The sequence below is a fragment of the Enterobacter sp. HK169 genome (genome assembly GCF_001719105.1).
GTDB classification, from domain to species: Bacteria; Pseudomonadota; Gammaproteobacteria; order Enterobacterales; family Enterobacteriaceae; genus Enterobacter; species Enterobacter asburiae_B.
The window spans coordinates 492080-517703 of sequence record NZ_CP017087.1; the positions used below are offsets into that span (position 1 = coordinate 492080).

Annotated in this window: 33 protein-coding genes; 18 read left to right on the forward strand and 15 right to left on the reverse strand. The window is 57.2% G+C overall.

Annotation, left to right across the window (positions count from 1 at the left end):
* Positions 1 to 28 precede the first annotated feature (28 nt).
* Complete coding sequence (locus EnteroDNA1_RS02460) at positions 29 to 331, forward strand: hypothetical protein (RefSeq protein ID WP_033145442.1); 303 nt, start codon at positions 29 to 31, stop codon at positions 329 to 331.
* A 129-nt stretch (positions 332 to 460) separates the two neighbouring features.
* On the opposite strand, the gene EnteroDNA1_RS02465 is transcribed toward EnteroDNA1_RS02460, so the two are convergent.
* From EnteroDNA1_RS02465 to EnteroDNA1_RS02490, 6 genes are all read right to left on the reverse strand, one after another.
* A complete protein-coding gene (locus EnteroDNA1_RS02465) occupies positions 461 to 1060 on the reverse strand; it encodes an NAD(P)H-dependent oxidoreductase (protein WP_039262600.1) in 600 nt (199 codons plus the stop codon).
* Positions 1061 to 1133: 73 nt separating this feature from the next.
* A complete protein-coding gene (locus EnteroDNA1_RS02470; protein ID WP_069302775.1) occupies positions 1134 to 1727 on the reverse strand; it encodes a TetR/AcrR family transcriptional regulator in 594 nt (197 codons plus the stop codon).
* A gap of 42 nt (positions 1728 to 1769) precedes the next feature.
* Complete coding sequence (locus EnteroDNA1_RS02475) at positions 1770 to 4850, reverse strand: efflux RND transporter permease subunit (protein WP_069302776.1); 3081 nt, start codon at positions 4848 to 4850, stop codon at positions 1770 to 1772.
* Positions 4847 to 5956, reverse strand: coding sequence for an efflux RND transporter periplasmic adaptor subunit (locus EnteroDNA1_RS02480; RefSeq protein WP_064672442.1), 1110 nt, complete (start codon positions 5954 to 5956; stop codon positions 4847 to 4849). The genes EnteroDNA1_RS02475 and EnteroDNA1_RS02480 overlap by 4 nt, the downstream gene beginning before the upstream one ends.
* Positions 5957 to 6030: 74 nt before the next feature.
* Complete coding sequence (locus tag EnteroDNA1_RS02485; RefSeq protein ID WP_064672443.1) at positions 6031 to 6645, reverse strand: TetR/AcrR family transcriptional regulator; 615 nt, start codon at positions 6643 to 6645, stop codon at positions 6031 to 6033.
* Between the two features lie 208 nt (positions 6646 to 6853).
* A complete protein-coding gene (locus EnteroDNA1_RS02490) occupies positions 6854 to 7648 on the reverse strand; it encodes an SDR family NAD(P)-dependent oxidoreductase (protein WP_069302777.1) in 795 nt (264 codons plus the stop codon).
* Positions 7649 to 7782: 134 nt separating this feature from the next.
* Between EnteroDNA1_RS02490 and EnteroDNA1_RS02495 the strand changes: the two genes are divergently transcribed.
* On the forward strand, positions 7783 to 8118 hold the full coding sequence (locus tag EnteroDNA1_RS02495) for a MerR family DNA-binding protein (RefSeq protein ID WP_231926986.1): 336 nt from the start codon (positions 7783 to 7785) through the stop codon (positions 8116 to 8118).
* Between the two features lie 44 nt (positions 8119 to 8162).
* On the opposite strand, the gene EnteroDNA1_RS02500 is transcribed toward EnteroDNA1_RS02495, so the two are convergent.
* Positions 8163 to 8477 carry a PTS sugar transporter subunit IIB gene (locus tag EnteroDNA1_RS02500; protein WP_033145449.1) on the reverse strand — a complete coding sequence of 105 codons (315 nt, stop codon included), beginning with the start codon at positions 8475 to 8477 and terminating at the stop codon, positions 8163 to 8165.
* 113 nt (positions 8478 to 8590) lie between these two features.
* Entirely contained in the window at positions 8591 to 9502 is a 912-nt protein-coding gene (locus tag EnteroDNA1_RS02505; protein WP_069302779.1) for a LysR family transcriptional regulator, read from the reverse strand.
* Between the two features lie 99 nt (positions 9503 to 9601).
* Between EnteroDNA1_RS02505 and EnteroDNA1_RS02510 the strand changes: the two genes are divergently transcribed.
* The 3 genes from EnteroDNA1_RS02510 to EnteroDNA1_RS02520 all read left to right on the forward strand — a co-directional run bounded on the left by EnteroDNA1_RS02510 (position 9602) and on the right by EnteroDNA1_RS02520 (position 12037).
* Positions 9602 to 10717: an alkene reductase gene (locus EnteroDNA1_RS02510; RefSeq protein ID WP_069302780.1), complete on the forward strand. Its 1116-nt coding sequence runs from the start codon at positions 9602 to 9604 to the stop codon at positions 10715 to 10717.
* The gene (locus EnteroDNA1_RS02515; RefSeq protein WP_069302781.1) at positions 10714 to 11433 is read left to right on the forward strand and encodes an SDR family oxidoreductase; all 720 of its coding nucleotides are present in this window, start codon (positions 10714 to 10716) and stop codon (positions 11431 to 11433) included. Before EnteroDNA1_RS02510 ends, EnteroDNA1_RS02515 begins: the two co-directional genes overlap by 4 nt.
* 64 nt (positions 11434 to 11497) lie before the next feature.
* Positions 11498 to 12037, forward strand: a complete 540-nt coding sequence (locus EnteroDNA1_RS02520; RefSeq protein WP_069302782.1) for an ester cyclase — start codon at positions 11498 to 11500, stop codon at positions 12035 to 12037.
* Positions 12038 to 12076: 39 nt separating this feature from the next.
* On the opposite strand, the gene EnteroDNA1_RS02525 is transcribed toward EnteroDNA1_RS02520, so the two are convergent.
* Positions 12077 to 12544 carry a nuclear transport factor 2 family protein gene (locus EnteroDNA1_RS02525; RefSeq protein WP_023311608.1) on the reverse strand — a complete coding sequence of 156 codons (468 nt, stop codon included), beginning with the start codon at positions 12542 to 12544 and terminating at the stop codon, positions 12077 to 12079.
* A gap of 103 nt (positions 12545 to 12647) precedes the next feature.
* Between EnteroDNA1_RS02525 and EnteroDNA1_RS02530 the strand changes: the two genes are divergently transcribed.
* Positions 12648 to 13226: a TetR/AcrR family transcriptional regulator gene (locus EnteroDNA1_RS02530; RefSeq protein WP_069302783.1), complete on the forward strand. Its 579-nt coding sequence runs from the start codon at positions 12648 to 12650 to the stop codon at positions 13224 to 13226.
* A 51-nt stretch (positions 13227 to 13277) separates the two neighbouring features.
* Here EnteroDNA1_RS02530 and EnteroDNA1_RS02535 read toward each other — a convergent pair whose 3' ends face one another.
* Positions 13278 to 14057, reverse strand: coding sequence for an SDR family oxidoreductase (locus tag EnteroDNA1_RS02535; RefSeq protein ID WP_033145455.1), 780 nt, complete (start codon positions 14055 to 14057; stop codon positions 13278 to 13280).
* Between the two features lie 90 nt (positions 14058 to 14147).
* On the opposite strand from EnteroDNA1_RS02535, the gene EnteroDNA1_RS02540 reads away from it, so the two are divergent.
* The 3 genes from EnteroDNA1_RS02540 to EnteroDNA1_RS02550 all read left to right on the forward strand — a co-directional run bounded on the left by EnteroDNA1_RS02540 (position 14148) and on the right by EnteroDNA1_RS02550 (position 15490).
* Positions 14148 to 14486 carry a winged helix-turn-helix transcriptional regulator gene (locus EnteroDNA1_RS02540; RefSeq protein WP_023311611.1) on the forward strand — a complete coding sequence of 113 codons (339 nt, stop codon included), beginning with the start codon at positions 14148 to 14150 and terminating at the stop codon, positions 14484 to 14486.
* A gap of 68 nt (positions 14487 to 14554) precedes the next feature.
* Positions 14555 to 14959, forward strand: coding sequence for a VOC family protein (locus EnteroDNA1_RS02545; protein WP_069302784.1), 405 nt, complete (start codon positions 14555 to 14557; stop codon positions 14957 to 14959).
* An 18-nt stretch (positions 14960 to 14977) separates the two neighbouring features.
* Positions 14978 to 15490 (forward strand): GNAT family N-acetyltransferase, encoded by a 513-nt coding sequence (locus EnteroDNA1_RS02550; RefSeq protein WP_069302785.1) that lies wholly within the window; start codon positions 14978 to 14980, stop codon positions 15488 to 15490.
* Here EnteroDNA1_RS02550 and EnteroDNA1_RS02555 read toward each other — a convergent pair.
* Together EnteroDNA1_RS02555 and EnteroDNA1_RS02560 are read right to left on the reverse strand one after the other, a co-directional pair.
* Positions 15471 to 16259 carry a hypothetical protein gene (locus tag EnteroDNA1_RS02555; RefSeq protein ID WP_032657321.1) on the reverse strand — a complete coding sequence of 263 codons (789 nt, stop codon included), beginning with the start codon at positions 16257 to 16259 and terminating at the stop codon, positions 15471 to 15473. The genes EnteroDNA1_RS02550 and EnteroDNA1_RS02555 overlap by 20 nt on opposite strands.
* Position 16260: 1 nt before the next feature.
* Positions 16261 to 16458 (reverse strand): hypothetical protein, encoded by a 198-nt coding sequence (locus tag EnteroDNA1_RS02560; RefSeq protein WP_023311615.1) that lies wholly within the window; start codon positions 16456 to 16458, stop codon positions 16261 to 16263.
* A 255-nt stretch (positions 16459 to 16713) separates the two neighbouring features.
* Between EnteroDNA1_RS02560 and EnteroDNA1_RS02565 the strand changes: the two genes are divergently transcribed.
* From EnteroDNA1_RS02565 to EnteroDNA1_RS02600, 8 genes are read left to right on the forward strand one after another with little or no spacing between them, the layout of a single operon-like run.
* On the forward strand, positions 16714 to 17148 hold the full coding sequence (locus EnteroDNA1_RS02565) for a nuclear transport factor 2 family protein (RefSeq protein WP_048977880.1): 435 nt from the start codon (positions 16714 to 16716) through the stop codon (positions 17146 to 17148).
* Positions 17145 to 17864, forward strand: coding sequence for an SDR family NAD(P)-dependent oxidoreductase (locus tag EnteroDNA1_RS02570; RefSeq protein ID WP_032657315.1), 720 nt, complete (start codon positions 17145 to 17147; stop codon positions 17862 to 17864). Before EnteroDNA1_RS02565 ends, EnteroDNA1_RS02570 begins: the two co-directional genes overlap by 4 nt.
* Positions 17861 to 19120, forward strand: coding sequence for an NAD(P)/FAD-dependent oxidoreductase (locus EnteroDNA1_RS02575; protein WP_048981093.1), 1260 nt, complete (start codon positions 17861 to 17863; stop codon positions 19118 to 19120). Before EnteroDNA1_RS02570 ends, EnteroDNA1_RS02575 begins: the two co-directional genes overlap by 4 nt.
* Before the next feature lies 1 nt (position 19121).
* Positions 19122 to 19844, forward strand: coding sequence for a DUF1365 domain-containing protein (locus tag EnteroDNA1_RS02580; RefSeq protein WP_048981092.1), 723 nt, complete (start codon positions 19122 to 19124; stop codon positions 19842 to 19844).
* Entirely contained in the window at positions 19841 to 21061 is a 1221-nt protein-coding gene (locus tag EnteroDNA1_RS02585; protein ID WP_069302786.1) for an SAM-dependent methyltransferase, read from the forward strand. Before EnteroDNA1_RS02580 ends, EnteroDNA1_RS02585 begins: the two co-directional genes overlap by 4 nt.
* Positions 21058 to 21543, forward strand: a complete 486-nt coding sequence (locus EnteroDNA1_RS02590) for a DUF2878 domain-containing protein (protein ID WP_032657304.1) — start codon at positions 21058 to 21060, stop codon at positions 21541 to 21543. Before EnteroDNA1_RS02585 ends, EnteroDNA1_RS02590 begins: the two co-directional genes overlap by 4 nt.
* Positions 21540 to 22061 (forward strand): hypothetical protein, encoded by a 522-nt coding sequence (locus EnteroDNA1_RS02595; protein ID WP_069302787.1) that lies wholly within the window; start codon positions 21540 to 21542, stop codon positions 22059 to 22061. The genes EnteroDNA1_RS02590 and EnteroDNA1_RS02595 overlap by 4 nt, the downstream gene beginning before the upstream one ends.
* Positions 22058 to 22591, forward strand: coding sequence for a DUF3833 domain-containing protein (locus tag EnteroDNA1_RS02600; protein WP_033145464.1), 534 nt, complete (start codon positions 22058 to 22060; stop codon positions 22589 to 22591). Before EnteroDNA1_RS02595 ends, EnteroDNA1_RS02600 begins: the two co-directional genes overlap by 4 nt.
* A gap of 41 nt (positions 22592 to 22632) precedes the next feature.
* Here EnteroDNA1_RS02600 and EnteroDNA1_RS02605 read toward each other — a convergent pair whose 3' ends face one another.
* Together EnteroDNA1_RS02605 and EnteroDNA1_RS02610 are read right to left on the reverse strand one after the other, a co-directional pair.
* On the reverse strand, positions 22633 to 23121 hold the full coding sequence (locus EnteroDNA1_RS02605; RefSeq protein WP_069302788.1) for a DMT family transporter: 489 nt from the start codon (positions 23119 to 23121) through the stop codon (positions 22633 to 22635).
* A 4-nt stretch (positions 23122 to 23125) separates the two neighbouring features.
* Positions 23126 to 23560, reverse strand: a complete 435-nt coding sequence (locus EnteroDNA1_RS02610) for a DMT family transporter (protein WP_032657293.1) — start codon at positions 23558 to 23560, stop codon at positions 23126 to 23128.
* A 95-nt stretch (positions 23561 to 23655) separates the two neighbouring features.
* Between EnteroDNA1_RS02610 and EnteroDNA1_RS02615 the strand changes: the two genes are divergently transcribed.
* On the forward strand, positions 23656 to 24588 hold the full coding sequence (locus EnteroDNA1_RS02615) for a LysR family transcriptional regulator (protein WP_033145466.1): 933 nt from the start codon (positions 23656 to 23658) through the stop codon (positions 24586 to 24588).
* A 4-nt stretch (positions 24589 to 24592) separates the two neighbouring features.
* Here the strand turns inward: EnteroDNA1_RS02615 and EnteroDNA1_RS02620 are convergent, their stop codons facing one another.
* Positions 24593 to 25621: a methionine synthase gene (locus tag EnteroDNA1_RS02620; RefSeq protein WP_023311627.1), complete on the reverse strand. Its 1029-nt coding sequence runs from the start codon at positions 25619 to 25621 to the stop codon at positions 24593 to 24595.
* Positions 25622 to 25624 lie beyond the last annotated feature (3 nt).

A 25624-nucleotide genomic window follows, 5' to 3' on the forward strand; every position in this document is an offset into this window, starting at 1 on the left:
TAAAAATAATCACAAAAAGGATGTGCGTATGTTGAAAAGATTAGTCGCGGGGCAGATGAGCTTACCGATGACTTTCTGGGGATGGGGATTCTGCGGAGGTTTTCTGCTGGGTCTCATTGGGCTTGCTGGAGTGCATACCGGTCACCCAGCAATGGTTCCGCTTTCCTATATCCTTAAAGCCATTCTGTTCAGTGCTGTACTTTCCGGCATTACTTTCATTCTGCGTCGAAAAATCACAGTCTTGGGTGGGGTCGCTTTTTTTATTATTCTGATTCAGGTGATTATGAGCGTAGTGATGGCGATTGGCCTTTTCTCGTTATTTTTTGAATAATCGCTGGAAAGAGAGTTCCGGTTAGCCAGCAGGATTAAAAGATCGCCCCTGACGGTGGTAGGTGATAACGAGACACGCGCTTCCTTCTGGCGAAGGAGGCGCGCCTTTGCTGTGACTGGATAGCCGGGATTATTTAAGACTCTCTAGCCCCTGCAGGAAATCCTCAACCTGCTCAGGCGTCGCCGTGTCTGCCTGGTAAAGGATATCGAGCTTAACGTTCTTCAACCCGCAGAAGCCAAACACGCCTTCGATTATCTGCGTCTGAATCGCCGTCGAATAGCCGTGTTTGTCGAATCCGGTGAGATCGCTGCCGCCTGTGGCAATCAGGCGGACGGGAACGTCGCGTAAGCTGCCCACAATCCGGCCATCGTCGGCCACCTTATACGCCCAGTTCAGGGTTAATACGCGATCGAACCAGCCTTTCAACAGCGCGGGGACCGACCACCAGTACACGGGGAAGACAAACACCAGCATATCCGCTCGCTCGACGCGCTGCTGCTCGCGCAGAATATCGTCGGGAAGGGCGCTCGGATCGCCGTGATACAAATCGAGATCGGCGCGGGTCATCGCCGGATTAAACCCTTCAGCATGCAGATCGGCAATCTCAACCTGCGTACCTTGCTCGCGTAATTTTCCGGCAATACGGGCTGCCAGCGAATGGGATAACGAATTGTCGACAGGATGAGCCGTCACGATCAGTGCGTTATTAATGGCATTTGTAGCAGACATAGCGACCTCGAATGGGTGAGAACTGACGCCTATATTACTATTGGTAACTTAGGTGTCAATCCGCCCCCAGCGATCATTTTGTGCTATTCACGTAGGTCTCCAGCACGCCGGTCATGGCGCCGCTGAGCGTATTTTCCGCCACGTTCCGGGCGAGCACGCCGTTGCCCGCGGCGGTGCTGAGCGCGTCCGCCGCGCCAATGATGGCCGTCAGTACCGCTTCTCCCTGAACGCCTTTCAGCGCGACGAACGGGGAAAGCGCGGTACGCAGGCAGTCGGCGCATTCGGCCACGCATGCCTCACGAAACGTCTGCAGCGCGTGGGATCCGGACAGCGCTGCGGCAATTGGCCCGGTTTCAGGTCCGGCACTAATGGCGCAGTCAATATAGGCGGCGCTGAAAAAGCGGATCGTCTTCTCCAGCGTTTTGCTGTCGACCGCCAGCGTCTCGCGGAACTTCGCCAGCTGCCGGTCGCTATAATCCTGGTACAGCGCCATCAGCAGCCCTTCACGATCGCCAAAGTGATCGTAGGGGATAGGCTTGGTCACGTTGGCCCGCTCGGCCAGGTAGCCAAGGGTCAGCGCCTCCGTGCCTTGCTGACGAACGATTCCGCGCGCAACCTCCAGCAGCTGCACGCGGCGGTCCTCTTTTCTTAAGCGCTTAACAACCATGCTTTCCTCAGAACTGTTATCTACTCATGGTAGTTTACACGTTTATGCAGAGTGCTGCACCCGTTGTTCCGCAGGACGGATCCGGAACCAGATCGCATACATCGCGGGCAGGAAGACGAGCGTGACGATCGTCCCGCCCAGCGTTCCGCCTATCAGCGTGTAAGCCAGCGTGCCCCAGAACACCGAATGCGTCAGGGGAATAAACGCCAGCACGGCGGCCATGGCGGTCAGCAAGACCGGGCGTGCGCGCTGGACCGTCGCTTCAACCACCGCCTGGAACGGCTCGAGGCCCTCCTTCTGGTTATGATCGATTTGACCGATCAGGATCAGCGTATTGCGCATCAGAATGCCGGAAAGGGCGATCAAGCCGACCAGCGCGTTGATGCCAAACGGCTGATTGAAAATCAACAGCACGGGCACTACGCCAATCAGCCCCAGCGGCGCGGTTAAGAACACCATCACCATCGCCGAGATTGAGCGCACCTGCAAAATGATGATCAGCAGCGTCAGGGCAATCATGATCGGAAACAGCGGGATCATGGCCTGCGTGGCTTTGCCCGATTCCTCAATCGAACCCGCCATGTCGATACGGTATCCGGCCGGCAGCGCGTCAACAATCGGCTGGAGCTGCTTCATGACGGCGACCGACACATCCGGTGGCTGAAGATGGTTAGCGATATCGCCCCGCACGGTAATCGTCGGGGTGCGATCGCGGCGGCGAAGGATCGGATCTTCCATACCGATCTCAATCTTGCCGATTTGAGACAGCGGAACGCGCTGTCCCGCATTGCCGACAAGGGTGAAACCCTCGATTTTTGCCGGATCGAGACGGATGTCTCCCGCCGCGCGGCCAATAACCTCTACCGAGCGAATATCCTCCCGCACGGAGGTGACGGGCACGCCTGAGAGCAGAAACTGAAGCTGATCGGCAACGGCACTGGAGGTCAAGCCGGTCGCCTGCAGGCGGTTTTGATCGAGGGTGAAATGCAGGACAGGAACGCGTGAGCCCCAGTCGGTGTTGACGGTTCTCATCATCGGGCTCGCCTGAAGCACGGCTTTCACCCGGTTAGCGATGTCATGCACCTGTTCGACATCCGGCCCCGACACGCGCCAGGCAACCGGGAAGGGCGAGTACGGGCCAAACACCAGCTGCGTTACCCGCACGCGCGCTTCGGGGGCAAGGCCGTTGGCGACAGCGTCCCTCAGCCGGAGCTTGAGCGCCTCGCGCGACGTCTCGCTGTCCGTCAGGATCACGATTTTCGCAAAAGACGGGTCGGGCAGTTCAGGCGCCATCGCCAGATAAAAACGGGGTGACCCCTGACCAATATAGGCCGTGACAATTTTGGCTTCGGGCTGCTGGCCCAGCCACGCTTCGATTTTTGCGGTTGCGGCGCTGGTTTGCTCAATCGAGGTACCGTAGGGCATCTGCACCTCAACCAGCACTTCCGGGCGATCGGAGGTCGGGAAGAATTGTTTTTTAACCAGCCCCATGCCGAGCACGGCCAGGATGAAAATGGCGACCACCAACCCGGCCACCCGCCATTTTCTGGCGATAACGCGGGCCAGCAGCCGGCGAAAACGGTTATAGCGAGGCGTGTTATAGATGGCGGCATGACCCCCTTCGACTTTCGGGATCGCCGGCAGGATCTTCACCCCAAGATAGGGCGTGAACACCACCGCGACAAACCACGAGGCAATCAGGGCGAGGCCGACGATCCAGAACATATTGCTGGTGTATTCCCCTGCGGTCGACTGGGCAAAACCATTCGGCATAAAGCCAATGGCCGTCACCAGGGTACCGGCCAGCATGGGCGCGGCGGTATGGCTCCAGGCGAAGGCCGAGGCTTTGATTCTGTCGTAACCTTCCTCCATTTTTACCACCATCATTTCGATGGCGATAATGGCATCATCAACCAGCAGGCCGAGGGCGAGGATCAGGGAGCCCAGCGTAACGCGGTCAAAGTTTATCCCCGCGGCTTCCATCACCACGAAAACGACCGCCAGCGTCAGCGGTACCGCCGCCGCAACGACAACACCCACGCGCCAGCCCATGCTGACAAAACACACCACCATGACCACAAGCAGGGCGACGAAGAATTTGATCATGAACTCATCGACCGACGAGCGAATATTCACGGACTGGTCGGTAACTTTGGTCAGGGACATGCCAAGCGGCAGGCTATCATTAATTTTCGCCGTTTCCGCATCCAGCGCTTTCCCCAGCGCCAGACCGTTCCAGCCTTCACGCATCACGATGCCCAGCAGAAGGGCGGGCTCATGCTGATTGCGTATCAGCATCGTCGGGGGATCTTCGTAGCCTCGCTCAACCGTTGCCACATCGGACAGCTTGAGCGTTTTGCCCTGAGCAATAAAAGGCGTATCGCGGATTTTCTGCAGTTCATCGAACGCGCCGTCCAGGCGGATAAAAATCTGCGCGCCTCGGGTCTCAATGGAGCCCGCCGCGGCTAACGCGTTCTGGCTGTTGAGGGCGTTGAAAATGTCCTGGGGTGAGAGCCCTATCGTCGCCAGACGGTCGTGGGAGAAGGAGATGTAAATCCGCTCGGCCTGTTCGCCGATAATGTTCACTTTCTTCACGCCGGGAACGTGCAGGAGCTGCTGGCGCAGGCCTTCGGCATCGCGTACCAGCTGCCGCTGCGGTTCGCCTTTCGCTTTCAGGGCAAAGAGGGCAAAGGTGACATCCGAGAATTCGTCATTGATCATCGGGCCGATGACGCCCGCCGGAAGACGCTGAGATTCATCTCCAAGCTTCTTCCGCGCCTGATAGAACTCCTCCTGCACTTCGGCTGGCGGGGTCTTGTCCTGCAATGACAACGTGATAAACGCCATGCCGGGACGGGTATAGGTTTCGGTACGGTCATACCATTTGAGTTCCTGCAGGCGCTTTTCCAGCGGCTCGGCGACCTGATCCTGAATTTCCTGCGCGGTCGCGCCCGGCCAGACGGTTATCACCGTCATTTGCTTTACCGTGAAGGGCGGATCTTCCGCGCGCCCGAGCCCAAAGAAGGCGTAAATTCCGGCAATCGTGACCAGAACGATCAGAAACAGCGTGACGGAACGTTCGCGTACGGCCAGCGCCGACAGGTTAAAGCGGCTTCCGCTCATGGTGTGTTCTCCGCCAGGGCGGCATTGCGCTGCTTAGCAAGCCTGACGACCTCACCTTCGTGCAGAAGATGGGCGCCTAACGCAACAATCTTCTCACCGGGCTTCACGCCGCCCGTGACCTGCGCCGCATCTTCACCCACGCTCAGCACCCTGACGGGCGTCCATGCGACCTTTGCCGGCTGGGCGGAAATGCGCCAGACGCCGGGACCTTTTCCTGCATCATAGAGTGAAGCCAGCGGGACCTGCATGACCTGACCTTCCGCTTTATTGTCCTGAACGTTCAGCGTGACGGTCGCCCCCAGCGGCGCGTTCGCCAGCAGGCCATCCAGCACGTAGCGGGCTTCATACGTGCGGGTCGCGGCATCGGCCGAATCAGACAGCAGGCGCAGCGTTGCGGTGACAGGATGTTTTTCATTGCCATACAGCGTGGCCTGCGCTTCGCTGCCGACGGCAGGGCGCAGCGTTTCCGGAAGCTGGACGAGCGCTTCACGCTGCCCGGCTCTGGCGAGCCTGATCGCCACCTGTCCGGCGCTGACGACCTGGCCCGGCTCGGCGAGCGTCTCCATGACCACGCCGTCTGAATCCGCCAGCAGCACGGCATACCCCGTGGCGTTTTGCGCCACGCTGGCCTGCGCCCGGGCGGCGCTGAGATCGGCCCTGGCCGTATCGGCCGCCGCTTTGATCTGGTCATATTCTGAGGCAGACACGGCGCCGGACGCCACAAGTCCACGATAGCGCGCCTCATCGCTGGAGGCTTTGCGCGCGCGCGCCTGAGCCGCATCCACCGCGCGCTGCTGCGCCTGAGCCTGTAACTTCAGGTCCACCGGATCCAGGCGCAGCAGGGGCTGGCCCTGTTTGACGGTCTGGCCCGTATCGACCAGCCGCTCAAGGATTTTTCCCTGAACCCTGAAACCTAAATCGCTTTGCGTTCTTGCGACCACCACGCCCGTGAAGGCGCGGGCGCTATTGTTCGCTAGCTCGACGGAGACGGATCTGACGAGCGGTGGCTTTGTGCGCGGATCGTCACTCGCGGAAATATCGCCGCACGCCACCAGGGCAAACGGCAGGAGACAAACGGCAACGCGGGCTGAAGTGAGCCTGATCATGGGAAACCTTTTTGACGTAACAGGACGGTATCCGCATTCTCTGACTAGTGACCAAAATTGTCAATGGTCACAAATTAGGGGGCCAGGCTTCTTAAAATCAGTGAAGAGAGAAGCACCGCCGCGGTGGGGGCCATTTCGAGGTTGTACTGAAGCTGAACGGGGTTAATGTAAGGGCACATCACCATGTAGACGGCACAGGTGACTTCATCCAGCGGCGTTTTTCTTTCAAACTCGCCGGCCTGCCTGCCTTCGATAATGATGCTCTCAATCAGCTTCATCAGGCTTTCGCTGTACTTTTGCGTGGAAGGCCACTGCTCCTGCGCGGCGACGGCGGCGATGTCGTATAGCTTACGGTCGTGGAAAAACAGCTCGCTTCCCGCCTCGGTGAGCGCTTTGAAAAGGCGGCGTAATTTTTCGCTTGCCGACGGCGCACCCTCGATGGCGGAAAGCACTGCCGCCATGATCAGCTCCAGGCGGTTAGCGCAGATCACCTCTCCGATAGCCTGTTTGGAATCGAAAAACTTATAAATGTAGGACTTTGAAAAACCAATGGATTTAGCCAGTTCGGCAACGGTGGTTTTTTCATAGCCGTAGTGGCCGAAGTGCTCAAAAGCCGCTTCGACGATTTGCTCTCTGACAGCGTGGTCAAGGGGACCACGTGATGATGGGGGATTCATATTTTTAGTCATTATTTAAGCTTAGCGTGACAGGCTACGATTAACAACGAGTGACCATTTTGAGATTTGGTTACCGTCATTCATCATGCGCCGTTCAGACGGGACGATCAACCAGGTGCGGTAAGTGTATCACTGTTTTTCGTGCACTATGGCATCTATCTGCCTGCGATAAGCGTGGATTTCAGCGCAACTCCCTTGCGCTGAACGGAGCCGTTTTTGCTCAGGCCGAGCGCGGACGCAATATTTTTTCAACGATAAGCACCAGACGCCTGCGCGTCACGAACCGGTGTAGCTGCCCCAGAAGCCAGTTACCGCATCCGGTAATCAGGTAGTTACGGTTACTCTCCACGGCCTTCAACGCCAGGGTGACCACCTTGTCAGCGGGCATTCGTTTACCGACCGAGGCTTCCTCAGCATTCACCACATCAAAAAAGGCCGTATCCGTTGCGCCGGGGCAAAGCGCCAGGACGCGGATGCCCTTTGAGCGATACTCTCCCCACAACGCGTTCGAAAACGAGAGCAGGAAGGCTTTGGTTGCGCCATAAATCGCCATATAGGGATCCGGCTGCATCGCGGCCGTTGAGGCAACGTTAATAATCACCCCGGAGCCCTGCTGCAGCATTCCCGGCAGCAAGGCGTGAGTCAGCTCCACGGGGGCCATGCAGTTTACGTTTATCTCATCACGCTGCCTGTCGATCGACAGCTTTTCGAATGGCCCGTAGGTGGCGAAGCCGGCGCAATTGATCAGAATGTCGGGGACGCGTCTTAAGGTTTCAAGCCGTTCCACAATGTGGGGAATGGCTTCCAGCTTCACTAAATCCTGCACGATAATCGTGATGGAGACGCCGTGCTTTCTGACTAACTCTACGGCAAGCGCCTGCAGCTTTGGCTCGCTGCGGGCGACCAGGATCAAGGCCACGCCGCGGGCGGCGAGCTGCCGGGCAAAATCACGGCCTATGCCCGACGACGCTCCGGTAATCAGCGCTGTTTTACCTGTATAATCAAAAGAATTCATATGTTTAATCCCGTTTCCCTAATGTATGCTGCACAGCATAAACCGTGCACTTAGGTACACGGTCAAGCGTGATTTTTACAAGGTGAGGGCGACGCGACGCGATGCGAATTGGTGAACTGTGTGCGAAAACGGGATTGTCGAAAGAGACGGTGCGTTACTATGAGCGACAGGGGCTGTTAGAGAATATCCCGCAACCCAATCGCAGCAATAACTATAAAGTCTATTCCGCCGTCGATTTACAGCGTTTAAACATGATCAAGCATGCCAAAATGCTGGGTTTTACCTTAGCTGAAATTTCAGAGGTTTTGGCTGTCTGGGTTGACGACAACTTTACCGCTGAGCAAAAACAGGCGTCTCTGCGCCACAAGCTGCAGCAGCTTGAAGAGAAAGAAGCGGCGTTAATTGAACTCAGAGCCAGGTTGAAAAACGCCCTTAATAAGGTCGGCCAGCCTTGTGTCGACACGTTTTGAACGCCGGGTGAGAGGAGGCCGCAAAACCGATGCGGCCTTATCTGTCAGGCAGCCAGTTCAGGCATCTGCTCCTTCACGAAATTCAATACTTTCCTCGCGTCGAGAGAGGCATAGGGCAGGCTCTCAATAATGGCGATTGAACGCGTATTGCCCACCGTTTCTTTTATCTCATCGAGTTTGTACTGAATGTGCGGCGCGATGAGGAAACCATCGAAAGCGGGAGCGACGCTGGCGAAGTTATCCAGCCCAACAGCGCTAATCATCAGCGGATAGCCTTCGCGTTCTGCCAGAGACTGCATTTTTTTGGCGAGAGAGTTTGCGGTATTACCAAACAAACAACAGATCAGAAGCTTTTTCATATTTTGTACCTCCTGAAAACCGCACACAGAGTAGTCCTGAGGTTGTCACCGAAATGCGCGCCATCTCTTATTTTGGCGAGAAATTAACCGCAGATGCCTGACGCGATTTAATTTTACTGTTTTTTTAGCCAGTCGAGAAAAAACTGGCTAAACGCCGTGACCTGAAGCGGCTGCAGTTTGCGCTGGGGGTAAACAAGCTGCAGGCCGACATCTTTGCGATCGTATCGGCTAAAGCCGGTGAAGCTGTCGGCAAACAGTACCGTGAGCCTTCCGGTTTCAACATCGTCTTTGACGTCCCACCACGATTTCCCCGCGATGCCAGCCCCGCTGAGAGCCCACTGACGAAGCAAAGCCCCGTCGTCGCACACCATGGCTGGCTCTACGCGAACGACGCTTTCATCGCCATCTTTTTCAAAGCGCCATTCGTTCATCACCACACCCTGAGACTCAAGCGCCAGGCACCGGTGCTGAGCTAAATCGGCAAACGTGGCGGGGATGCCGCGTTCGTTAAGATACTCCCTGGAGGCGACCAGCACCCGATGGTTCGGGCGGATATTTCTGACGACAAGGCTGCTGTCCGGCAGGTTGCCGAAACGCACGCTCATATCCAGCCGGTTAGCGACCAGGTCCTCAACGTGTTCTCTTAGCGAGATGAAAAATTTAACGTCGGGATGGCGTCGGGAGAATTCCACGACGGCGGGGCAGAGATACTGTCTGCCAAAGTCCGAGGGCGCAGAAAGGCGAATGTTGCCGCTGAGCACGCCTTCCTTTTGCGTCAGTAACGACTCGGCGTGATGCACTTCTTCCAGCACGCGCAGCGCGGCATGGTAAAACTCTTCCCCGGCGCGGGTCAGCGTGATGGATCGCGTTGAGCGGTGAAACAGGCGCGTCTTGTAACGCTCCTCAATCGCCTTCAGCCTGGCCGTCATGGTGGCGGGGGAAAGCGACAGGCGTCGCCCGGCGGCAGAAAGACCGCCAGCCTCGGCAACTTCCACCAGTAACGCCATGTCTTCGAGTTTACCCATTATTCATATTTTCCGAAAAGTGCATCTTATTTTAGCGTAATTATCAAAATCAGATGCCAACTGTAAAGTGATTTCATCCAAACCATAAGGGATGAAAACATGCAACGTACCTCACTTTTAGAACGCTACAGGCTGGGTCAGCAAGACCTGAAAAACCGTATCGTCATGGCGCCGATGACCCGCGCGCGCTCCCTTCAGCCGGGAAATATTCCCTCGGCGCTGATGGCGGAGTATTACCGGCAGCGGGCCAGCGCCGGATTAATCATCACGGAAGCCACGCAGATTTCGCCTCAGGGCCAGGGATACTCCTGGACGCCCGGCATCCATTTGCCTGAGCAGGTTTCAGGATGGCAGCTCACCACGGGCGCCGTGCATCAGGCGGGCGGGGTGATTTTTTCGCAGCTCTGGCACGTCGGGCGAATGTCGCACGCCAGTTTTCATCAGGATGATCAGCCCGTCGCCCCGTCAGCACTGGCGCCGGACGCGCAGGTGTGGGTGGTGAATGAAAAGGGGGAAGGCCAAATGGTTGACTGTCCGCAGCCGAGAACCCTCTCGCGCAAGGACATCCTCAGCATCATCGCGGACTATCGTCAGGCGGCACTGAATGCCGTTCAGGCCGGGTTTGACGGCGTGGAGGTTCACGGCGGAAACGGCTATCTGATCGACCAGTTTCTTCGTCAAACCTCCAACAAACGCACGGACGAGTACGGCGGCACGCTGGCGAACCGGATCCGCTTTGCTCAGGAGGTGTTAAGCGCCATTGCCGAGGCCATTGGCCGCGAGCGTACGGGCATTCGCCTTTCCCCGTTTATTACCCAGCGCGGGATGAACGATCCGCAGGTGACGGAAGCCATACTCGCTCTCGCGGCCTGGTGTGAACAAGAAGGGATTGCGTTCATCCACCTGGCGGAAGCCGACTGGGACGATGCGCCGCAGGTACCAGAGCCGTTCCGACAATCGCTTCGCGAGACATTTAGCGGAACCCTTATCGTCGCGGGGAACTATGACCTTCAAAAAGCGGAAAAGATCCTTGCTGCCGGCTATGCCGATTTGATTGCCTTCGGACGGCCGTTTATTGCCAACCCGGATTTACCCCACCGTCTGGCGCACCAGCTGCCTCTGGCCCAGGTGCGCGATCCCGCCACGCTGTTTGGCGGCACCGCGACGGGATATACCGATTACCCCATTTACACCCTGCAGGAGAAAACGTTATGACCCGTAAAACCTTAATTATCGGCGGCGCTTCCGGCATCGGTTTCGCCGTGGGCAGCCTGCTTGCCGCGCGCGGCGAGGAGATTATTCTCGCGGGCCGCGACGGCGCGAAGCTGGACGCTGCGCGGCAACGGCTGAGCGCCCACGCCGCGTCTGTTCATACCCTCGTGCTGGATATCAGCCGTGAGGCAGAGCTTGTCGCACTCGGTGAAACGCTGGGTGAGGTCAATAATATCGTCGTTACGGCGGGTTCACTGGCTCCGGGAGGGCTTCTTTCCGGGCTGGATCTCCGCGCGGCAAGGCTGGCTTTTGATACAAAATTCTGGGGAAGCATCAATGTCGCCCGCTATCTCTGCGGGAACATCGCCCCCGGCGGTACGCTGACGTTCACCAGCGGGTTCGTGGCACGTCGCACCGTGGCGGGCGCCATTGTTAAAACGACGATGAATGCCGCCATCGAGGCCGCGACAAAAGTGCTGGCGAAAGAGCTTTCACCGCTGCGCGTCAACGTCGTGAGTCCGGGGCTGACCGACACGGAAGCGTATGCGGGCATGGACGCCGCCGCGCGGAAAAAAATGCTCGCTGGCGCGGCGGAAACCCTGCCAGCCAAAGCCTGGGGAAGGGCGGAGGACGTGGCGCAAGGGTATCTTTTCGCCATTGATAATCCCTTTGTCACGGGGTCGGTCATTGATATTGAGGGCGGGGCGTTAATTAACTAACCCTGTCTGATTTGAACCGCAGGAAATCGACTGCGGGTAATGTAATACTCTATTGAGAGATATCATGAAATATTCGACGTATTTTCATTCGGCGGTAGCGATGGTTATTTTTGCAGGTCTGTCGGGCAATGCGATTTCCGCGCAGGGGGAATGGCTGCAGCCGAAACAGCTTATAGTGGACAACAGCCTGCCGCAGGCGCAATTAAAGGTGAATGAAGCCGTTGCCAGAGAATATGCTTCATTCTGGAACACGGGTAATGAAACCCTGGCGCGTGATGCCCTGGCGGCAGGTTTTATTGATAAAACGCCTCCGAAAGGGCGTAGGCAGGGGCCGGAAGGCGCTATTTTAGCGTCCCGCGCGTTTCGCGCAGCCGTGCCTGATTTGCGCTGTGACGTTGAGCAAATGATTATTTCAGGCGATCGCGTGGTTTCGCATTTACATTTTCACGGCACGTTCACCGGGACATTTGGCAAGCTGAAAGGACAGGGGCAGAAAATAGATTTCATCGCCACGGATCTTTATAAGATTGCTGACGGTAAAATTGTGGCTAACTGGCATATTGAGGACAACCTGACGCTGATGAAACAGCTGGGCGCGCTGTAAGTTCATCACTCCGGGGCGGCCCGGAGTGATGCAAAAATCCTATAAGCCAAGATCGCTCAGCGAAGGGTGATCGTCCGGACGTCTGCCCAGCGGCCAGTGGAACAGACGCTCAGAGGCTTTGATTGGCATATCGTTTACGCAGGCAAAGCGGCGCTTCATCAGTCCGTCCGGCTCAAACTCCCAGTTTTCATTGCCGTAAGAGCGGAACCAGTTGCCGGAATCATCATGCCATTCATAGGCATAGCGCACCGCGATCCGGTTCTCCGTAAATGCCCAGAGCTCTTTAATCAGACGATAGTCCAGCTCTTTTTTCCATTTCCGCTCCAGAAACGCCTGGGCTTCTTCACGGTTGGTGGCGAACTCTGCGCGGTTACGCCATTGGGTATCCAGCGTATAGGCAAGCGCGACTTTCGCCGGGTCGCGGCTGTTCCAGCCATCTTCTGCCAGTCTGACTTTTTCGATGGCGCTTTCACGAGTGAAGGGCGGTAAAGGAGGACGTGTGTTCATGGCGATTACCTCAGTGTTATATTATGTAGACAGGTCTGTCTGCTTGCGGTAATCTATGCCTGTAAAATAACGCTGTCAACATTATTTTAGAGGCTACCCAAAAGTGAAAACAGAACCCGCAGGCAACGATACAAAAATCAGCGTCAGAGATAAGATATTACTCACGGCGCACGATCTGTTTTATTCCACGGGCTTCAGGGCGACGGGGGTGGATACACTTATTAAAGCGTCTAAAGTGACCAAGGTGACGTTCTATCGCCATTTCCCGAGTAAAAGCTTGCTTATTCTTGCCTATTTGAACTACCGGCATGAAATATGGATTAACTGGTTTGAGACCACGCTGCGTCGACATCTCGATCAAGGCGAAATACCTGCTGATGCGATATCCGCAACGCTTTACGAATGGTTTATTTCGCCCGAGTTCCACGGCTGCGCGTTTATTAACGCCAGCGCAGAGGCGAAATCGGAAGATATTGAAAACGAAATAAAAGAGATATGCCGCAGTCATAAATCAGAAACAAAGAAAATTATTGCCTTGCTGACGAAGAGTGCTGATGAGCGCGTCGTCAATGAAATCATGCTGCTCATTGACGGCGCAATTATTCATGCACAGATGGGTATGGATTCAGAAACGGTAAGACATGCGTTAAAAAAGGGCCTGGAGAAACTGTCCGATCGGTGATATTCCCCGGTGCTTAATCAACTCTCGCACCGAGCCGATTAAGCACCCGCGTTACACTGTGGGAATGGTGCCGCCATCAATCACAAATTCAGTACCGGTGATACTCGCAGCATGCGATGAAGCGAGGAAGACGATGAGGTTGGCCACCTCTATCGGTCTGGCAGGGCGTCCGAGCGGTATTCCACCTAGCGCCTTCATAATGATCTGCTTGCCGCCTTCGTAGTCTGTACCTGCCTGCTTTGCCAGCCTCTCCGCCAGTGCAACCGCCGCTTCAGTTTCGATCCAGCCGGGCGCAACGCGCACCACCCGAACGCCCTTCGGTGAGACTTCCTTTGAAAGGCTTTTACTGTAGGTTGAGAGGGCTGCTTTAGCCGCCGCATAACCCGTTGTTGATTCCGGTAACGGCAGCTCGCGCTGAATAGACGTCACGTGAATAATCACCCCATTTCCCTGCGCGAGCATTCCGGGAAGCAGGGCGCGATCTAAGCGTACTGCAGGCAACAAATTAAGATTGAGCTCCTGCTGCCACTCTTCTTCGCCAAGCGCAGCAAAACCGCCACCGGGTGAGGTTGAACCGCCCGCAACATGGATAATCACGTCGACGCCTCCCATCTGCTCCTGAACCGCAGATGCGACAGCGGCACATCCAGCGACCGTCGTAAGGTCAGCGGCGACGAAAGTATCTGCGACATCTACGTCCGGCTCGTGGCGCGCAGTGGTGAATACCGTTGCACCGAGCTGTTTTAAAAGTCCGACGACCGCTTTTCCGAGCCCTTTCGTGCCAGCGGTAACAAGCACGCGTTTGCCTTTAAAATCAATATCTAATGACATGACCTTGCACTCCCGTTATTTACAGTACAGGTATATTCAACATAGACTGAGAAATTGACAAGTACGCACGAAAAAGTGAGCTACTGAATTATGAGTAAGTTATATAGTCCGGAATCTGCCGCGAGCGGCGTGGAGCAAGTGTTACGGCTGCTGGAAGGCCGCTGGAAATTAATTATTCTTTTTCATCTTTTCGACGGAAAAGTGCAGCGCTACTCTGATTTCGAAAAACTGATCCCCGGTATTTCCCAGAAGATGCTGGCGCAGCAGCTCAGGCAACTTGAATCCGATGGTATTGTTTCGCGGATGGTCTACCCGCAAGTGCCACCGAAAGTGGAATATCGCCTCACCGATTGGGGGCAGGCATTATGTCCGGCGCTTGATGCCATGCTGAAATGGGCAGAAAAGCGCGAGGCTTACGCAAGCCAGTAAATCCGGCGGCCAGCACGCTGCAATGGAATAGCGTTGCCCGTAACCCATTTATGCAAAGGAAACGAAAAATGAGAACACAGAAGCGATGCCTTGGCTGCGTGGCTATTGTGGTTGATGACTACGATCGCGCCATTGAATACTACACAGATAAGCTGGGTTTTACCCTCGTAGAGGATACGCCTCAACCGGGTAAACGCTGGGTGGTCGTCTCACCCAACCCGGAAAGTAACTGCAACATTTTGCTGGCTCGCGCTTCTAACGAGAGGCAGGAAAGCTTTATCGGCAATCAATGCGGCGGCAGAGTTTTCCTCTTCCTCCAGACGGACGATTTTTGGCGCGATTACCGTGCCATGAAAGACAAGGGCGTCCATTTCTGCGAAGAACCTCGTGAGGAAGAGTACGGTACGGTAGTGGTGTTTGAAGATATTTACGGCAACCGCTGGGATCTCTACCAAAATGCCCAACGCGGGTGATTACCAGGGAGACTTTCTATGACGCTTCGAATTCGACAGGCCACCGGGGCCGATGCCGCGCTATTAAGCGAGCTGGGATACCGAATCTATCCCGCCCATTTTCAGCATCTGTGGGTGTCAGACGCAGAGATGAAGGATTTTCTGGACGGCGAGTACGCGCTTTCCGTACTTGAACAGAGCCTGAAAGATAACGCTGTTTCCTGGTATGTTGCCGAGACCGTTCGGCCAGTGGGATTTATGAAAGTGACCTGGGAAGCCCTGCTCCCGGAAACGGACAAGAAGGGCGTTCTCCTCAACAAGCTCTACCTCGATCCCACCGAGACCGGCAAGAACTATGGCCAGGTGATGTTCAACAGCATCACCGACATGGCCCGGAGCAGGGGAAAAGACTATCTCTGGCTGGAAGTGCTTGAGCAGAACGCGGGAGCGTACCGGTTCTACCAGAAGCAGGGCATGCTCTGCGTTAAGAACGTCCTTTTCGAAACCGCATCACAGCAGAGCATAATCAGGATTATGGGGATGTCTCTTTAGAGCGAGAGCTCTCGTCACGCTGTGCCAGCGACAGTGCGCTGGCGCTGGCGGGATCGAACAGCGAGAGGCTCTCAATCTGATTGAGTAAAATCACCTTCCGGAATGACATGGCGCTGCGGGGCTCGGAGTCGAGCGTGATGTCATGCTCCGCATACCACTTGCTGTAGTTATTCTCGATGCGAAAGTTCATCGTCTTCGCATCTCTGTACCCGCTTAACATCGGAATCAGCACGATATTGGCCGTTTTTTCATATTCCAGCGTCGCGGTGTGGATCATGCCGACGTAAATCCGCCTCGACCGCAGCGTGACCTGCGCCAGTTCCCCTTGCTCCATACACTGATACAGCAGCTGTTCAATACCGCTCGACTGCGCCAGACGTTTGTAGAGCTTTTTCCGGCTTTCGCCGTCCAGCCTGGCGCTGCCTGCCCAGTTAGAGCGGTAGAGGCAAAACAGGATGGCAAACGCCAGCATCACGACCACCGGCGCCTGAATGCCTAAAAAGCTCCAGTTCATAAAGTCGATTTGCCAGTCGGTATATTTCGGCGAGGCAAAGTGAAAAGCGTTGTTGGCTGCAGAAAGGGCGAGCAGGAGCAGCCAGAGCAGACCGGTGGCAATCACGCCCTGCAGAACGAAAATACAGCCGTACAGCGCCACAAGAAAATAGACGTCCCAGCCAAATGAACGCTTGATTTTAAAGCGGGTCGACAGGTCGCGGCTGGTGTACCAGTACCCGCATACCATCAGCACCATAAATATCGCCGTTCCCATATCAGGCCCTCTTCAGCATGTTGACGTGACGCAGAAAATCCTGCCGCACCTCGTTGCTTTTGTAGTTCACCGAGGCGTTCCCGTCCTGGTCGATAATGATGCGATCGCCATCTTCGACGGCTTCAATAATTTCCTGCTGGCTCATCACCTGCAGTAAGGATTCCGGGCTTGAGAATAGGGAGAGAAAGAAACGTTTCATGCAGGCATCCTTATGAATAAAAAGGATAAGCCTGGAAGAAGACCGGCGAGTTTGCCTTAAGGAAATCCTGAAAGTTAAAGCCGGGTGGCGGCCACTCCTTACCCGGTCTACAAAACTCACTTTTTTACTGTTATTAAGTTATTGATATATAGTTAAAATAAAAAATAAATCTCCACAAACTTGGACAAATAACGTTAATTGTGTAAGTTTTAAGTATGCGATTACGCCACGTTGTTTACAGCCAGGATGTGACCCATGAGCACTTTGCCCTCTGTCGTGAGTCGGTTTGTTGAGTACTACGCCGCACTGGATAGCCAGCCGCCGTCCGCGCTGGTGGGGCTTTACCATTCGAATGCCACGCTTATCGATCCGTTTGGCGAGCATGACGGGATTTTCGCGCTTCAGCGCTATTTCACCCATCTGCTGGCCAACGTCGAGCATTGCCGTTTTACCATCGATACGCCGCTGTGCAGCGGGAACCGGTTTGCTGTGACCTGGGTAATGCACTGGTCGCATCCGCGCATTGCCGGGGGAGAGCCGCTCGAACTGCCGGGATGTTCGGTGGTGGACACGGAAAACGATCTCATCACGCACCAGCGCGACTACTACGATGCGGGAGAGATGATCTACGAACACCTTCCTCTGCTGGGCTGGGCGGTACGCGGCGTGAAGCGGAGGGTCAAATCATGAAAACGGTACTGATCACCGGCGCAAGCTCGGGCATTGGCGCCGGGCTGGCGAAATCCTTTGCCGCAGACGGCTACCACGTGATTGCCTGCGGACGCGATCCGGCGCGCCTCGAAGCGCTGCATCAGACCTGCCCCAATCTCACCGTTCGCCTGTTCGATATGACAGACAGGGATGCCTGTCGCCAGGCGCTGACCGGCAGCTACGCCGATCTGATTATTCTCTGCGCCGGTACCTGCGAATATCTCGATGGAGGCGTGGTGGATGCGGCGCTGGTGGAGCGGGTTATGGCGACAAATTTCCTCGGCCCGGTGAACTGTCTTGACGCGCTGCAGCCCCAGCTGACGGCTGGCAACCGCGTAGTGCTGGTGAGTTCCATGGCCCACTGGCTACCTTTCCCACGGGCAGAGGCCTACGGCGCGTCCAAAGCGGCCCTGAGCTGGTTTGCCGAGAGTTTGCGCCTGGACTGGGAGCCAAAAGGAATTGCCGTCACGGTGGTCTCCCCGGGCTTTGTTGATACGCCGCTGACGCGCAAAAACGACTTTGCCATGCCGGGCAGGGTGAGCGTCGACGAGGCGGTCAAGGCGATCCGTACCGGGCTGGCGGCAGGGAAAATGCATATCGCGTTTCCTGACGGGTTTGGCTTTATTTTGCGGTTGCTCTCCGGGCTGCCTGCGTTTCTTCAGCGCGCGCTGCTGCGCAGGATGGTGCGTTCATGAACATTGCGATTATCGGCAGCGGCATCGCCGGGCTGACCTGCGCCTGGCGCCTGGCTGGGCACCATCAGGTGACCCTGTTTGAAGCGGGCGCCACGCCCGGCGGCCATACCGCAACGGTTGACGTCCCGACGCCACAGGGCACCTACGCGATTGATACCGGGTTTATCGTTTACAACGATCGCACCTATCCGCGCTTTATGGGCCTCCTCAGCGAGCTGGGCATCAGTGGACAAAAAACGCAGATGAGCTTTTCGGTGCACAACCCGGCGACGGGGCTGGAGTACAACGGACACACCCTGACGTCGCTGTTTGCCCAGCGCCGAAACCTGGTGAATCCGGCATTCTGGCGGCTGCTCGGGGAGATCGTCCGCTTCAATCGTCTGGCGAAACAGGCGCTGGACGGGGAGGTGGACCCGAACGCCACGCTGCAAACGTTTCTGGAACAGCACGGCTTCACGCCGTTTTTTGCGCGCCACTACATTCTGCCGATGGGGGCCGCCATCTGGTCCTCGTCGCTGCAGGAGATGAAGCGTTTCCCGCTGCCGCTTTTCTTACGTTTCTTCCAGAACCACGGGCTGCTGGATATCACCCAGCGCCCGCAGTGGTACGTGGTGCCGGGCGGCTCGCGGGAGTATATCCGCGCCATGCTCGACAAGCTGGGCGACCGTCTGAATCTGCATCTCAATTCTCCGGTGCAGCGGGTGAGCCGCCACGAGCACGGGGTTACGCTTCAGCTTGAAAACGGCAGCCATACCTTCGATCGGGTGATTTTTGCCTGCCACTCCGCCAGCGCTCTGGCGATGCTTGATGACCCGACGCCCGCAGAGCGCGAGGTGCTGGGCGATATCGGCTGGCAGCGCAACGAGGTCGTTTTACACAGCGATCCGCGCTGGCTGCCGGAGCGGCGGCGCGCGTGGGCCAGCTGGAACTACCGCCTGAGCGCTCACGAGCAGGCCAGCGCCTGCGTCACCTACAACATGAACATCCTGCAGGGGCTGCCTGCGGGCAGTCCGCTATTCTGCGTTACCCTCAACCCGGACGCGCCGGTGGATGAACGCTTCGTTCTGCAACGCTTTGTCTATGAACATCCGCTGTTTAACCCGCAAAGCTGGCGGGCGCAGGCGCGGCGCGGCGAGATCAACGGTCATAACCGGAGCTGGTACTGCGGTGCCTGGTGGTACAACGGCTTTCATGAAGATGGCGTGCGCAGCGCGCTGGACGTGGTCAATGCGATAGCGGCCGGAGAGGGGAACTGAGATGAACAGCTGCCTCTACCACGGCGTATTACGCCACCGCCGCCTTCAGCCGAAAACCCATGAATTCAGCTACAGCGTCTTTATGGCCTGGCTGGATCTCGATGAACTGCCGCTGCTGCCGTCAGTCGGCGTGCGGCGCAATCGCTTTGCCGGCGCATCGTTCCACGACGCTGACTATCCGCTCGGCACGCCGCTTAAAGAGAACGTGCTCAGCAGGCTGGAGAGCCTGACCGGGGAACGTCCGGACGGGCGGGTGATGCTCCTGACGCAGCTGCGCTATTTCGGCTTTCATTTCAATCCGGTCAACTTTTACTACTGCTACGACGGGAAGGGAACGCTGCGCTGGGTGCTGGCGGAGGTCCGCAACACGCCGTGGAATGAACGTCATTACTATGCCGTCAACGGACAGGATGCGCAGCCGACGGAAAAAGCGTTTCACGTTTCCCCCTTCAACCCGATGGACATGATCTACCACTGGCGCTTTAACGACCCGGATAACACGCTGCATATGCACATTGAAAATCATCAGGAAGCGAAGGTTTTTGACGCCACGCTGGCGCTGCGCCGGGAGCCTTTGACGCGCTCCGCGCTGCGCTCGCTGTTGCTGCGCATTCCGCTCATGACCCTGAAAACCGTTTTTGCCATTTACTGGCAGGCGCTGCGCCTGTGGCTCAAGCGCGTGCCGCTGTATAACCATCCCGTCAGCAGGAGTGAACGCTCATGACCGATCCCGTCTTTGCGTTAGAACCCGATATTCCGCGCAACGTCCGCATCGCGCGATGGCTGCTGTTTCGTCTGTTAAGCGGTATCCGCGGCGGCTCGCTCACGCTGCGTGAAGGGGCGCAGACCTTTCATTTTGGCGAGACATCCTCCGCGCTGCACGCCGACGTGCAGATCCTCACGCCCGGCGTCTACTGGCGCGTGTTAACAGGCGGGAGCCTTGCTGCGGCAGAAGCCTGGATGGACGGCGAATGGGAAACTGCGCACCTTACGCCGCTTCTGGAGCTGCTCGCGCTCAACGGCGAGGTGCTTGGCCGTCTGGAAAACGGGTTCCGTCTGCTCGGCAGGCCGCTGGAGCGGATACGCCACTGGACCCGGCGTAACTCCCGCATGCAGGCGCGCGAAAATATTGCCGCCCATTACGATCTGGGCAATACCTTTTATGCCCATTTTCTGGATAAGGAGCTGCTCTATTCCAGCGCGCTGTTTACTGGTGACGAGCAGGATCTCACGGCGGCTCAGCGGGCCAAAATGGCACGGCTGTGTGATCAGCTGGCGCTAAACCCGGGTGACCACCTGCTGGAAATAGGCACCGGCTGGGGCGCGATGGCGGAATACGCGGCGCGTCATTACGGCTGTCGGGTAACGACCACCACGCTGTCGCAGGAGCAATATAGCTGGGCGACCGAGCGGATCGCCCGCGCCGGGTTGCAGGATCGCGTTGAGGTACTGCTCTGCGACTATCGCGACCTCACCGGACAGTACGACAAGCTGGTCTCAATTGAGATGATTGAAGCCGTCGGGCAACGCTATCTGCCCACGTTTTTCCGCACCTGCCAGGCGCGGCTGCGCCCCGGAGGACGGATGGCGATTCAGGCCATTACCATTCAGGACCAGCGCTATCGCGACTACAGCAAAAGCGTCGATTTTATCCAGCGCTACATTTTTCCCGGCGGCTTCCTGCCGAGCATTACCGCGATGAACGAGCTGATGACGCGCCACACCGATTTCGTGGTGCGCAATCTTTTCGACATGGGCCCCGACTACGCCCGCACGCTGGCCCACTGGCGGCAGCGCTTTGTCCACGCCTGGCAGGAGATTGAAAAGCTCGGCTTCGATGAACGGTTCCGCCGCATGTGGCTGTACTACTTTGGCTACTGTGAGGCCGGGTTTAACGCTCGCACCATCAGCGTGGTGCAGCTGACCGCCGAGCGCGTATGAGACGTTACCTTCAGGTCTTCCTGCTCGCCGTCGCGTTCGATCTCTACTGGGCGCTGGTGGTGCTCTTTCGCGAACAGGGCCTGATTATCTGGCTCGCGCTGGCGATCCTGGCGTGCCTGCTCTTGCCGCCTGCTTACCGGTTTTACGCCATTGGGCTGGCCGCGGCGGGCAGTCTGCTGGACGCACTCTGGGCCCTGACCGGGCTGATTGCCTTTACGGGCGAGTCCCTGATGCCGTTATGGATGGTGGCACTGTGGCTGATGTTTGCCACGGTCTGGACGCAGCTGACGCGCACCACCACGCTACCCGGCTGGCTGCTGACCCTGCTGGCCGCCGTGGGCGGGCCGGTGGCCTACCTGTTCGGAGAGCGGCTGGGGGGCATCACGTTTCTGGAACCGACCTTTATCGTCGTCAGCTGGATGGCGCCGGGCTGGCTGGTGTTGATGCTGTTTTTCCACCTGCTGATGGGGAGACAAAAATGAGATCTGTGGTTTTGCTGCTTTGGCTGACGCTGGTTGTTCCGGTTGCGCAGGCCGCCGACTGGCTTGCCTGGCGGAAGGTGGGTGACGCCACGCTCACCTGGGGACCTTTCACCGTCTACACCTCCCAGCTGCGCACCCCGGACGGCCGTTACAGCCGGGACCAGGATCAGGCGCTCATTATTACCTATGCGCGGGACATCGATCGCGATGAACTGGTTGAGGCGACCCGCGACCAGTGGCAGGCGCAGGGGATACTGGCCCAGGAACCGCAAAGCGAAGCCTGGCTGCGGATGCTCCAGTCCCTTTGGCCGGATGTCCGCCCGGGCTCACAGCTGGCGTTTGTTCTCAACGAAAAGCAGGGGCAGTTCTGGTATCGCGCGTCAGCGGCGCAAACATCCTTTATTCCACTCGGACCGCGCCAGTCGGAAGCGTTCAGCACCCGTTTTCTGGCCATCTGGCTCGATCCCCGCACGCAATATCCTGAGCTGCGTCAGCAGTTAACCGGAGGCCAAAAATGAAACGTATCCTGATGATGGCGCTGGCATTCACAATGCTGCTGGCGGGCTGTAGCACTGAGGTGGCCGAGTATCGCCAGCAGCAGCCGCGGCTTGATATCTTTCACTACTTCCAGGGCAAAACCGAAGCGTGGGGGATGGTGCAGGATCGCAGCGGCAAGCAGATCCGCCGTTTCCACGTTGAGATTGCCGGAGACGTTATCGGCGATACGCTGACGCTCAACGAGCACTTCGTCTACGACGATGGCGAGAAGCAGCAGCGGGTCTGGCACATCCGGCGCGTGGGGAACGACCGCTACGAGGGAACGGCAGGGGATATTGAAGGGGTTGCCACGGGGCAGGCTGCAGGCAACGCCTTTAACTGGCATTACAGCATGAACGTGAAGGCCAACGGCAGCACCTGGCTACTGAACTTCGACGACTGGATGTATTTGCAGGATGAGACGCATCTGTTTAACAAAACCGAGATGAAGAAGCTGGGCGTCACCGTCGCCACGGTGACGCTTTTCTTTACAAAGTCGCAGGGAACGTAAAGTGACCGGAATGACCATCACTGCGGTATGTTCCCCTCACCCTAACCCTCTCCCCGAAGGGGCGAGGGGATGTCCGTGCTCGCTGAGCGGGCTTTACTGCCCGAGTAAATGAAAACAAGCGCAATCCCCAGGCAGACAATTGCCCCCAGACGGCTCGGTGAAAACGGAATGGCGGGATTGCCCAGCCAGCCAAAGTTATCAATCAACATACTCATGGCGAGCTGGCCGAATATCACCGCCACCGTGGCGACGGCGGTGCCGATGCGCTGCACCGCCACGACCATGATCACAATGTAGGGCACGCCGAACATCGCCCCGATGAGCTGCCATTTCGGCACGTCCAGCAGCGTGACCGCCTGCTTCGGTTCAAAGAAGAAAATGAGCAGGGCGGTTATCAGCGCGCCGACGGAAAACGTCAGAAACGCGCTTTTAAATACCCCGACATTGCTGCCGAGCTGCCCGTTAATCGCGGCCTGAATGCTCAGCGTTGCGCCGCCGCAGACGGCCAGGAGAATCATTATCAGCGTCATATCATCACCCCTGCGCGACCAGAACCAGTGCCGCAATAATAAAAACCAGCGCCACGATACGTTTTGCGTTTATCTTCCTGTGCGGTGTACCCAGCAGGCCAAAGTGGTCAATGATCAGGCTTTTAAAAACCTGACCAGCCAGAATGCCAATCATCGTCAGAGCGATGCCGATGGTCGGCGTGGCGATCGTCAGAATGACCACGTAAACAGGGCCAAGCACGCCGCCGAGCAGCTGCCAGCCGGGCTGGGCGAAAAACGACGGGCTGTTACGCGGGCTGAAAAACAGCATCAGCAGAAACGTCAGCGCGGCGCCGACGCCAAAAATGCTGAACGTCGCCCATAAATCGCCCACTTCTCCCCCTAATGGCCCCAGTAGCCCCGCCTCGACGGAGAGGCCCATCCCGCCGGCAATCACCAGTAAAATCAAAACAAACTGCATTACGCTTCCTCCGTTTTCAGGCGAAGAAGATTACGTCGGTAGACCCGTGAGAAAAATGCCATAATGCAGGAAACACCTTTGCAGGAAATGCATTAATGTCAGATGCCGGAAGCATGAACCTTCGCTCACTGCTGCTGTTTATTGCCGTCTATGAAACGCAGAACTTTTCCGTCGTCGCGCGACGAGAGGGAATATCCGCCTCGCAGGTGTCGCGCATTGTTCATCAGCTTGAAGACGCGCTCGGCCAGCAGCTGTTCTATCGCAATACCCGTGCGGTGATCCCCACGGAAAGCGGGCATTTGTTTATCCGCTATGCCCGGGCGATGGTCGATAACTTCGAAGAGGCGCGTCGTGAGCTGGATGAACGTTCGACCGAACCCTCCGGCACGGTCCGCATAAATGGGCCGGTATTTTTTGGACAGAGACACGTTGCGCCCGGACTGGCAGGTCTGGCCGAGCGTTATCCACGGTTAACCATTGAGCTGACGCTGACCGATGACTTTATCGACCCGCACCGGGATGCCGCCGATCTCATCTTCCGCATCGGCACGCTGACGGATTCGACGTTCCACGCCCGTGTTTTTGGGCAGCAGCGCTACCACCTCGCCGCGTCGCCCGCGTATCTGCGTCAACACGGCGTCCCGACCGATCCGGCCGAGCTGAGCCAGCACAAATGTCTGGTCTATCGCGGTTCGTCCGGGCCTAACCGCTGGCTCGTACGTCGCAAAGGGGAGAATTGGGTGCATTATCCCGTCGCGCCGCTAATGACGTCCAATAATGCGGAGTCGCTGCTCATTGCCGCGCTGGGTGGGATGGGGATCGTCCTGTTTCCGGACTGGCTGATTGGCGACAGGTTGAAGCGGGGGGAGCTGGTCGCCCTTTTGCCGGAAATGGCGTGCGCCATCAACACGGAGCAACTCAATATTGCGGCGATCTATCCTAACGCACGTCATCCGCCCCTGAACGTCAGGGCGGTGATTGATTATTACGTGGCGTTTTTCGGTACGCCGCTCTACTGGCAAACGTAAGGGATTACGCGCCGAGCTCCTTGCGGATAATCTCTGCGCCGGCGCTGAGCGCTTTCAGCTTGCCGTTAGCCACCTGCCGTGAAAGCGGGGCCATGCCGCAGTTGGTTGACGGGTAAAGCTTGTCGGCATCGACGAACTGCAGCGCTTTACGCAGCGTATCGGCGACTTCCTCCGGCGTTTCAACGGCGTTGGTTGCCACATCAATCGCGCCGACCATCACCTTTTTACCGCGGATCAGCTCCAGCAGATCCATCGGCACGCGGGAGTTGTGGCACTCCAGGGAGATAATGTCGATATTAGAGGTCTGCAGCTTAGGGAAGGCCTCTTCGTACTGGCGCCACTCTGAGCCGAGCGTTTTTTTCCAGTCGGTATTGGCTTTGATGCCGTAGCCGTAGCAGATGTGTACCGCGGTTTCGCACTTCAGCCCTTCAATGGCGCGTTCCAGCGCGGCGATACCCCAGTCGTTCACCTCGTCAAAAAAGACGTTAAATGCCGGTTCATCAAACTGGATAATATCCACGCCCGCGGCCTCTAACTCACGCGCTTCCTGATTGAGGATTTTGGCGAATTCCCAGGCCAGCTTTTCGCGGCTTTTATAGTGCGCGTCGTAAAGGGTGTCGATCATGGTCATCGGCCCGGGCAGGGCCCATTTGATCGGCTTGTCCGTGAGTTGACGCAGGTATTTCGCATCGTCCACGAATACCGGCTTCTGACGCGCAACGGCTGAAACCACGGTCGGCACGCTGGCGTCGTAGCGGTTACGAATGCGCACCGTCTGGCGATTTTCAAAATCCACGCCGCTCAGGTGTTCAATAAAGGTGGTGACGAAGTGCTGGCGGGTCTGTTCTCCGTCGCTGACGATATCGATACCCGCGCGGATCTGCTCATCCAGGGACAGGCGCAGCGCGTCCTGTTTACCCGCCAGGAGTTCCTGATCCTGTAATTTCCAGGGTGACCACAGCGTTTCAGGTTGTGCAAGCCAGGTCGGCTTAGGCAGGCTGCCAGCCGTAGAAGTCGGGAGCAATGTTTTCATAAT